Source organism: Xanthobacter autotrophicus ATCC 700552, from assembly GCF_043194565.1.
Lineage (GTDB): Bacteria > Pseudomonadota > Alphaproteobacteria > Rhizobiales > Xanthobacteraceae > Xanthobacter > Xanthobacter autotrophicus_F.
The window spans coordinates 26,343-34,821 of record NZ_JBAFVS010000035.1 but is presented as its reverse complement, the minus strand read 5'-3'; the positions used below and the strand labels follow the sequence as shown (position 1 = coordinate 34,821).

Below are 8,479 nucleotides of genomic sequence, written 5' to 3'. Positions count from 1 at the left end.
CTTGTTGACGATGACGCGGACCGGAAAACCCGGTCGCACCTTCAAGGTCGGCTGAATATTGAGATTGCGCCGTGTGATCTGCTGGCCGATATCGTTGATGGTGTCCTGAGCGCCGTCGCGCGTCGCGATGATGACCTGATCGCCGTTCGTCCCCTGATTTTGAGGCGCTGCCAACTCGGCGCCGATGCCGAGCAGCGAGGAGAGGACCGCGCCTCCGATCAGGCGGAACCAGTGATTGTCCACCTCATCTTCGAGGCCCGAATAGCCGGCCGTATCGACGCCGGAGAGACGATCCAGCACGACGGAGGAGCCGTCCGGCATGACGAGGCGATTCCAGACCAGGAGCACACGGCTCTGGCCGAAGGCGACGCCGGAATCGTACTGGCCCATCAGGCGGGCGCCCTGGGGGATCAAGAGATGCCTGCCCGTGGCCGTGTCGCAGACATTCTCGGTGACGGTGCCGATGATCTGGCCCGGCAGATCGGAATTGATCCCCGTCGCCAAGGCGGCTGGAATGATGGTGCCGGCCATCACTTGATAGGGCGAGCGCGGCGTCTGGAGAGTTCCAGATCCGTAAATCTTCTGGTCGGCCTCTCGGCTTGCGAACGCCTGCTTGCGGTCCTGCATGTTCTGTGTGGTCATTTCATCGACGGGCGGAGCAACGGCAGTTTCCGCACCGGCAGCGCGTATGGCGGTGAGATCGAGCCGGTTTGGCTCCGGCGAGGCGGCCGCGGTTGCCGATACCTCCTGCTTCGGGCGTGTGGTCTGAAAGAACACGGCTGCCTTCGCTGCGGCTTCCGCTTCCTGCTGGGCACGAAGGCGCGCCGCGCGTTTGGCATCCTCTTCCGGATCGGCCCTGAAACTCGGCCGCTCTGGCATGGGCGGAATGCCTGCCTCCCGCTCGGTGCGCACGACTGGTCCTCCGAGCTCGCCGGGCAAGGGGGCACCGAGCTTCGGTGGTTGAACCTGCGTATAGTCGCGCGGCAACATTTGCAGCCCCTCCGCCGGGTTGACGCGGTCGGTATTGTAGAGCTCCTCGCCGGTCCGGGCTGATCTGTCCCAGCCTTGCAATGCCCAAATCATCGCGCCAAGCACTGCGGCGGAGACGGCGCCGGCGAGCACCACCAAGGTCCAGCGATTGAGACGGGTTACCGGACGCGGCTTGGCGCGAATGGCGAGATCGGGGGGTGGGGATTTGGGTGGCACGGTCATAGCCCGAAGATCCCCCGCCGGTTGCCGTCGGTGCGCGAGATGCGCACGATCTGCTGCTTCTCGCCTCCAAGACGAAGCTCGGCCGCACCGAACAGGCGATCGACGATGTAATAAGGCGGCTTCGCGCGGTAGTTGACGAGCTGGTTCTCCCCGGTGGGGCCGACAACGAACAGCGGTGGCAACTCGCCCTGGGCGATGCCAGCGGGAAATTGAATATAGACCTTCTCACCGTCATCGAAGACGCGGGTCGGCCGCCAGGACGGATTGTCGCCCGTGATCTCATAGCGGAACTGGACACGCTCGAGCGCGACGGCGTTTGAGACCGGGGTGGCAGTCCCCGCACGATCGTTCTGACGTTGTAGTGCGAGGAGGCGGTCGTGTGGATAGTCCCAGGAGACCGACGCCATCCAGGTCTGGGGAGTCGATGTGAGTTCGAGGAGATAGGTCCGCCGGTTGGTGTTGACCACCAGATTGGTCTTCAGATCCGGCCGCGTCGGTTTCACCAGGATGTGGGTCTGCTGGTTTCCGCCCCCGCCGCTGGTCGTGTCGCCGATTACCCATCGCACAGTGTCACCGGCCGAGACGGAAATCAGCTCCTCGCCGCTCTGCAGGGCGATGTCCGTTACTTTTTCAGGCGCCGCGTAAAGCTGATAGAGCGCGCCAGCCGTGTAGGGCCAGACCTGCGTGGCATTGATATAACCGGTGCGCGTCGGCTGCACGCGGGCGGCATTGTTGGCTGTCGTCACGCGCAGTTTCGGATCGGCAGGTTCAACTGTTCCGCCCTTTACCGGCATCGGCTTCAACTGGCCGGGCAGCGGCAATGGCTTCGGCAGCTCGACTATTTCGACGGGACCGGCCGGCTCGACGATCCGGCTCGCCTCGTAGGGTTCATCCAGGGAGATTTCCGGCGGCGGTGTTTTCCCGGCGCAGCCCGCCAGCAACGCGGCGGATGAGAGGAGGAGAATGCGGAATGGCGGCATGCGGGTCATGGTCCTTTTCTCCTTCACGACCCGCCGGTGCCGAGTTCGCGGCTCCAGTTGATGCCGTTGACGAAAATCCCGAGAGGATTCTTACGCAGCCGGTCCTCGGTGCGTGGTGGTTGCATGATGATGGTGAGGATGCCGGTCCAGCGATCCGTGCCGGCAAGCTGATTGTTCTCATAGCGCCGCTCGATCCAGCGGATCTGGAAGGAGCTGTCCGATGCGCGCACGACGCTGGTGACCTCGACGGCGACCGACATTTTGCCGACCTTGCCGAACGGATCGTTGGCACGCGCATAGTCATTCAACCCGGCGCTGCCGCGATCGGTGGTGAAGTCGTAAGCCTCGAGCCAGTTCTGCCGCACCACGATGGGATCGGTGGGCAGTGCGCGCACATTCTGTATGAACCGGGCGAGCGCGTAGGCAATCTGGGCGTCGGTCGGCCGATAGGCTTCCACGGCCGGGCCAACGGTCTTGACTTGGCCGAGCTGATCGACCTCGACCACATAGGGCGTGACGGTGGAGCGGCCCGCCTGCCACAGCAGACCGCCAGCCATGCCCACGGCAAGTGTCAGGCAGCCGAAGGACATGAGCCGCCAATTGCGTGCTTGAACGCGGGCGGAGCCTAGGCGGTCATCCCACAACTGGCCGGCGGCCTGATAGGGCGTGGCGGGTTCCGACGTCTGCGAATAGCGCACGCCAGCGCGTTTGAAGCGCATTGTTCAATCCTCCTGTCGCAGGGATGGGTTGGCTCCGGAGCCGCCATGATCCCCCGAGCGAAGGGCGTGAGCCGCAGTGGTTGCTCCGTGGGAGACGTGCGAGTTGCGCCGTCCATGTCTCACGCGATTGGCCCATGGGGGAGCACCGCCGGCACCGGCGAACGACGCATCGTTCCCAGCCCCACCCATCGCTCCCATGGGCTTGCCGCCGGTAGCCGTCCAGGCGCCATGGGCGCCAGCGGAAGCACGTGAGCCCACCGTGCCCGCGACGCGTGACACGACGCTGCGACCCGCCTGCATGACGGCGCCACCACCCGCTTGCGCCACGCCGGCAAGACCAGCTCCAACGGCTCCCATGCCCGATGCACCGGACGTCGCTGCACCAAGTTCGAAGGCGGCGCGCGCGCCGCCCGACATGGTGGATGCCGCCTTGACGCCGGAACCGATAGCGGCCCCGCCAAGCTGCGCCGCGCCGGCAGCTCCGGCGCCCGCCGCGACCGCCATGCCGCCGGCGGCGAGCGCGGTGCCGGCGACTGCACCCGCGCCGAGCTGCGGGGCTCCGGAGACGAGACCCGTCGCGATCGACGGGCCGAAGATGCCCAGCCCAAGCATGGCGAGCGACGCCAACATGATCGCCAGCGCATGATCGATGGACGGCTCTGTCCCTGCCGACGCACGAAATTCCGCGAAGAGGCCGTTGCCGATGCCAACGATAACGGCAAGGACCAGGATCTTGATCCCGGACGACACGACATTGCCGAGCACGCGTTCGGCCAGGAAGGCCGTCTTGTTCCAAAATGCGAAGGGGACCAGCACGAAGCCGGCCAACGTGGTCAACTTGAACTCCAGCAACGTCACAAAGAGCTGCACCGCGAGCACGAAGAAACTGACGATGACCACGAGCCAGGCGAGGAACAGGACGGCGATGGTGTCGATGTTGGAGAAGACGGAGGTGAAGCCGGACAAGTCGCCTATCTGCGCGAGGATCGGCCGGCCGGCGTCCATGCCGACAGAGGCGAGCTTACCGGGACGCAAGAAATCGTCCTGAGACAGGCCGGAGCCAGAGGCGGTCAGTCCGAGTCCGGCGAAGGATCTGAAGATGATGCTGGCGAGCGAATTGAAGTTTGTAATGATGTAGGCGAAGGCACCGACATAGAGGACCTTCTTGATGAGCTTCGCCAGAATCTCGTCATTGCCGGCTCCGAAGGCCCAGAACAGGCCGGCGAGCGTTATATCGATGGCAATGAGCGTCGCCGAAAGGTAAGCGATCTCACCGTGAAGCAGGCCAAACCCGCTATCGATATATTGCGAGAAGGTGTCGGTGAAACGGTCGATGACGGAGAGATCGTCCATGGACAATCACTCCGCGTCCGGAGCGACGGGGTCGGTTTTCTCCGGAGTTCCGCTCTTCTTCAGTGACGGGAACAGATCGACCGGATGTGGCGTGTACGGCGTTTTGCCAGAACCCATGAAACGGCGGCGCTGCGCTTTGCTGGCCATGGTGCACAGTTCGTCGCCTGTCCCAGCCCAGTCGTCTTTGCAAAGCTTTTGCACCTCCCGGAGCCGTTGCGGATCGGCGGCGAGGCTGTCCACCGTGTCGGCCGCCCGCGCGGATTGGACGGGAAGCCCGGCGCCGATGGCAATCGCGGCCACGACAGAGAGACGGATGATTTGTCTGAGCATGGCGGGTCCCTCAATCGCGGAACAACCGGACGGGTGCCGGCGTATAGCTGCTGCCATCACCCATGAATCGGCGGCGAACCTCACGCGCCCGTTCCTCCTCCGCGACGGCACGGGCCTGCTCCGCGGCGACGGCGCGGTCCTGAGAGAGCTTGAGCCGGGACGCGTCGATAGCTTGCTTAGCCTGAAGGGCAAGGAATTGGTTGGTCGCCTGCGTCGCGTCGAGATTCCCCGTTGCCGACTGGCTGCGAGTGACGAGATCGCCGAGAGTGGCCTCATCGGAGGCGAGGTTTTCGGAGACCTGCGCCTGCATCTTCATGGCCGTTTCCAAAGCGGCCCGAGACTGCTCCCAGCGTTTTCGCACATCGGCGAGGATCTGATCGCTCGATCCGGACGCCGCGTATTCCTTCGGGTAGAGCTGCTGGAATTGCCGTTCCATCGCCGATATGTCGAAGCTCAAGCCCTCGGCCTCGCTGATAAGGCGCTCCGTCTTGGCGACGGACTGCTTCAGCTCGTTTAGTGCGGAGAAATCGAGGCTCGTCAGGTTCTTTGTTTGATTGAGGAGCGACTGAGCTTCGTTTTGCAGGCTCTTGATCTGGTTGTTGACCTGGTCCAGGGCTCGAACCGCCGACAGCACATTCTGGCTGTAGTTGTTCGGATCGAAGACGATCTGCGCCGCCACCGGCGGCGCGAGAGCGATGCCGAGCGCGCAGGCACCGGCAAGGCAAAGTGGTGTTCTCATGATGCGGTCTCCTGATTTTGCGGAAGCGGGAATTGGCGGATGAGGTCGGCTGCCCAATCGAGACCGCGCACGTCGAGCCATGCTGCGGCAAAGGCATCGCGCCCATGGGACACGAGGACATCGTCCATCTGGCGATGATCCTCGGGGCGGCTGGCACCGGCGAAGGCGAGCGCCACAGGTCCGAGATCGAGGTCGAACAGCCGATTGCCAAGACGGGATTGGTAGTAGTAATCCCGCTTCGGCTGAGCCCGCGTGATGATATCGATCTGGCGGCTGTTGAGGCCAAATCCTTCATAGATCGTGCGGAGCTGCGGTTCGCTCGCCTGCGGCGACGGCAGGAAGATCCGGCTCGGGCAGCTCTCGACGATGGCTGGCGCGATGGCAGAACGCTGGATGTCGGCAAGCGACTGGGTGGCGAAGACGACGGCGACGTTCTTCTTGCGCAGCACCTTCAGCCATTCACGGATGCGCGCAGCGAAGATGGGATCGTCGAGAAATACCCAAGCCTCATCGAGCACGAGCAGCGTGGGCGACCCGTCGAAACGCTCATCGAGACGATGAAAAAGATAGGTGAGTACCGGCGTCACGGCGCTCGCCGTGTGCATCAGTTCCTCCATTTCGAAGCCCTGCACGTCGCCGAAGCCAAGCCGATCGGCATCAGCGTCCAGCAGCCGGCCATGCGGCCCCGACAGCGTGTAGGGTTGCAGCGCCTGGCGTAGCCGGTTCGATTGCAACAGCGTGGAAAAGCCGGTGAGTGTTCGCTCCTCACGTGGGGCGGACGCAAGGCTGGTCAGCGCCGACCAGACGGCGTCCTTCACATCGGGTGTGATCTCGACATGTTCATGCCCGAGCAGGCCAGCGATCCAGTCGGCCGCCCACGAGCGGCTGTCTTCATCCTCAATGCGAGCGAGCGGCTGAAAGGCAATGGCGTCGGAGGATCCGAGATCGTAGTACTCGCCGCCGAGGCCCAAGATGGTGGCCCGGGCCGAGCCACCCTTGTCGAAGATGAAGATGCGCGAGCCGGCATAGCGGCGGAATTGGAGCGCCAGCATTGCCAGCAGCACGGATTTGCCGGCACCGGTGGGGCCGACGATCAGGGTGTGGCCGACATCGTCGACATGAGTGACGAGCCGGAACGGCGTGCTGCCGGCCGTGCGGGTGACGACCAGCGGCGGGGCATCCAGATGGGCGTTCTTCTCGGGGCCGGCCCAAATTGCCGAGACCGGCATCATGTGTGAGAGATTCAGAGTCGAGATCAGCGGCTGGCGAACATTGGCGTAGGCATGTCCAGGGATCGAGGACAGCCATGCCTCCGTCGCGTTCAGCGTCTCCGGAATGGTGACGAAGCCACGCCCCTGGATGATCCGCTCGACGGCCTTCAGCTTCTCGTCGGCGAGATCCAAACTTTTGTCCATGACCGTAACGGTGGCCGTGACATAGCCATAGGCCACGGCATCTGAGCCTAGCTCCTGCAACGCTTCGTCCGCATCGGCGGATTTGTTGGCGGCGTCTGAATCGACCAGCGAAATTTCCTGCTGGAAGATCGTCTCGCGCAGCAGCGTGACGATACCTTTGCGTTTCGCGAACCATTGCCGCCGCACCTTGGTCAGCTCGCGTTCGGCTTCCGCCTTGTCGAGCGACAGGAAGCGGGTGGACCAGCGATAGGCGAAGCCGAGCCGGTTGAGGTCATCAAGGACGCCGGGCCAGGTCGAGGGCGGAAAGCCGCGAATGGTCAGCACACGCATATGCCGGTCCCCCAGCATCGGCGCCAATCCACCGGTGAAATCGCAATCGGGCAGCAGCGCGTCGAGATGGAACGGCACCTGGGGAACGGCGACAGGGTGCCGCTGCGTGGAGATGCAGGCGTGAAGATAAGTCAGCGTCTCCTCGTCGGAGAACCAGCGGATCTCCGGCATGACGCCGTCGAGCAAGGAGAGAAAACGGTCGGTCTCGGAAATGAAGGTTGCGAGATGGTCGCGCCAGTTCACGGTGCGCTGCTCGGTGCTCTCGTAGAGGAGCTGGCCAGCGCGGGCCTTGCTTTCGGACGGCGGCAGGAAGGCGAGCGTGATGTAGTAGGCGCTTTCGAAATGTGTGCCCGCTTCCTCGAACGCCGCGCGCCGCTCTTCCTCTACGAGCCACGACACCGCGTCGGGAAATTCCGAGATGGGATATCCGGCGGCGATGCGCCGTTCAGCGTCGACGAACAGCGCCCAGCCGGAGCCGAGGCGCTTCAGCGCGTTGTTGAGGCGGGCGGTGATCGCGACCAGCTCGCTTTCCGTTGCACTGTCGAGGTCCGGGCCACGAAACTGCGCGGTGCGTTGGAACGCACCGTCCTTGTTGAGTACGACGCCCGATGCGACCAGCCCGGCCCAAGGCAGATAATCCGCGAGGCTCGCGGGGCGCTTGCGATATTCGGCAAGGTTCATCATGAACTCACGCCTCCAGAAACGCGCGGTGCTTCAGGTGGCGGGCGAAGACGTCCATGAACTGGGGATCGGCCTTCGCCCCCCAGACGGCGAGCGCATGGCCCGCCATCCAGAGTACGATGCCGCCAATCCACAGATGCAGGCCGATGCCGATGGCGGCGGCGAGTGTCCCATTGAGGATCGCCAACGATCGCGGGGCGCCGCCCAGCAGGACGGGCTCCGTCAGTGAGCGGTGCAGCGGCACTTCGAAGCCGTCGGCATGGACCGCCACTAGACCAGTGCTCCGCCGCCAAAGCTGAAGAAGCTGAGGAAGAAGGAACTGGCGGCGAAGGCGATGGAGAGGCCGAAGACGATCTGGACCAGCTTGCGGAAACCGCCGCCGGCATCGCCGAACGCCAAGGTGAGCCCGGTCACGATGATGATGATCACGGCGATGATCTTGGCAACCGGCCCCTCGATCGATTCAAGGATGGATTGCAGGGGCGCTTCCCATGGCATGGACGAACCAGCGGCGTAAGCTGGGGAAACCAGAAAGGCGGACATCAGCAAAGCCGCCGTTCCGGAGATCCGGTTTCGAAGGTTTCCTACAACGCTCGAAAGCGGATTTGCTGAAAGGCGTGTCTCTGGATTTACGGAAACGCACGAATCCGCACTTGCGGATTTACGTTTCTGGTTTGTTCCAGCATTCAGGAAAAGCGTGAATACGGATATGATGGGCGG

At 63.7% G+C, this 8,479-nt stretch carries 9 protein-coding genes; all 9 read right to left on the bottom strand.

The window, feature by feature from the left end; genetic code table 11:
- The coding region (locus V5F48_RS23230; protein ID WP_394260429.1) for a TraB/TrbI/VirB10 family type IV secretion system protein at positions 1-1,212 on the bottom strand (1,212 nt) is incomplete at its 3' end.
- The gene (gene trbG / locus V5F48_RS23225) at positions 1,209-2,201 is read right to left on the bottom strand and encodes a P-type conjugative transfer protein TrbG (protein WP_394040381.1); all 993 of its coding nucleotides are present in this window, start codon (positions 2,199-2,201) and stop codon (positions 1,209-1,211) included. The genes trbG and V5F48_RS23230, both read right to left, overlap by 4 nt.
- Before the next feature lie 14 nt (positions 2,202-2,215).
- Positions 2,216-2,911 (bottom strand): conjugal transfer protein TrbF, encoded by a 696-nt coding sequence (gene trbF / locus V5F48_RS23220; protein WP_394040383.1) that lies wholly within the window; start codon positions 2,909-2,911, stop codon positions 2,216-2,218.
- Between the two features lie 3 nt (positions 2,912-2,914).
- On the bottom strand, positions 2,915-4,264 hold the full coding sequence (trbL, locus tag V5F48_RS23215) for a P-type conjugative transfer protein TrbL (RefSeq protein WP_394040385.1): 1,350 nt from the start codon (positions 4,262-4,264) through the stop codon (positions 2,915-2,917).
- Between the two features lie 6 nt (positions 4,265-4,270).
- The gene (locus V5F48_RS23210) at positions 4,271-4,594 is read right to left on the bottom strand and encodes an entry exclusion lipoprotein TrbK (RefSeq protein ID WP_394040387.1); all 324 of its coding nucleotides are present in this window, start codon (positions 4,592-4,594) and stop codon (positions 4,271-4,273) included.
- Between the two features lie 10 nt (positions 4,595-4,604).
- Positions 4,605-5,333: a P-type conjugative transfer protein TrbJ gene (gene trbJ, locus V5F48_RS23205; protein WP_394040389.1), complete on the bottom strand. Its 729-nt coding sequence runs from the start codon at positions 5,331-5,333 to the stop codon at positions 4,605-4,607.
- On the bottom strand, positions 5,330-7,762 hold the full coding sequence (trbE, locus tag V5F48_RS23200) for a conjugal transfer protein TrbE (protein WP_394040391.1): 2,433 nt from the start codon (positions 7,760-7,762) through the stop codon (positions 5,330-5,332). The genes trbJ and trbE overlap by 4 nt, the downstream gene beginning before the upstream one ends.
- A gap of 4 nt (positions 7,763-7,766) precedes the next feature.
- Positions 7,767-8,030 carry a VirB3 family type IV secretion system protein gene (locus V5F48_RS23195; protein ID WP_394040393.1) on the bottom strand — a complete coding sequence of 88 codons (264 nt, stop codon included), beginning with the start codon at positions 8,028-8,030 and terminating at the stop codon, positions 7,767-7,769.
- On the bottom strand, positions 8,030-8,302 hold the full coding sequence (locus V5F48_RS23190) for a TrbC/VirB2 family type IV secretion system protein (RefSeq protein ID WP_183856974.1): 273 nt from the start codon (positions 8,300-8,302) through the stop codon (positions 8,030-8,032). The genes V5F48_RS23195 and V5F48_RS23190 overlap by 1 nt, the downstream gene beginning before the upstream one ends.
- Positions 8,303-8,479 lie beyond the last annotated feature (177 nt).